The sequence below is a fragment of the Vibrio sp. 03_296 genome, assembly GCF_002265885.1.
Genome location: NZ_NPKW01000894.1, coordinates 1 through 897, shown reverse-complemented (window position 1 = coordinate 897; position 897 = coordinate 1). Strand labels below are relative to the sequence as shown.

General features: G+C 49.2%; 1 pseudogene. It reads right to left on the bottom strand.

What is annotated here, in order from left to right:
- Nucleotides 1–897 (bottom strand): annotated as a pseudogene (locus tag CIK04_RS28690) (cation:proton antiporter); the annotation flags it as partial.

Below are 897 nucleotides of genomic sequence, written 5' to 3'. Positions count from 1 at the left end.
TACGCTCCCAAAAGTCAGGGTCAGTGGCATCTCCTGCAATAACCAGTTTCGTACCTTCTTCTCGATGATGCTGCGCTAGCTTCTTCTCTCACTTCTACGCCTAAGCTGATTTTGCCGTAACGAGCGCGCAGTTCATCATAAGCCCCTGTTCCGATACGGCCCATACCTAGGATCAAGACTTGCGCGTTGCCTGGGTTGATCAACTGATCACGCTGATTGAGCTTTTCTGCGGCGGTTTCTTGCAGCCATCTTTCCAGAGTGTTGATAGATTTGGTGGCCCATCTTGCTCAATGGCGCCGCAAGAATAAAAGAAAGTGAGACCGCAACAGCAAGGGCGACCAAAATATCACTCGGCATCCATCCCATTTYATAAGCTAAGCCGCCAACAATAAGGCCAAACTCACTGTAGTTAAACAGTGTCAACGATGCGAGCAAGGACGTGCGCACACGAAACTTAAAGTGATTGATGGTTAGGAAGTAAAGAAGGCCTTTCAGTGGCAGTAAGAGCAGGATGAGTAGTGCCAAAGAGACGCCAGTTAAACTGAGCGAGGCCGATAAACCGATATTGAGGAAGAAGCAGACGAGGAAAAGCTCCTTCATGTTAAATAGGGATTTGGCGAGCTCCGAGGATTTGCGGTGACCAGCTAATAACATACCCAGCACGAGCGCGCCAAGGTCTGGTTTCATACCGACAAGTTCAAATAACCCTGCCCCTGCGACAAGTGCGAAGAAGATACCAAACAGAACCAGCATTTCTCCGTGACCAATCCCAGTCAAGAATCTTGTAGAAAGAGGGCAGTAACAGGCAAGGCGAAATGAGAGCAATGGCGTACCAATGGGGCAATTTCCCGGTTGAGGCGGTGAGGAATACCACGGCGAAGATATCTTGCATGATCA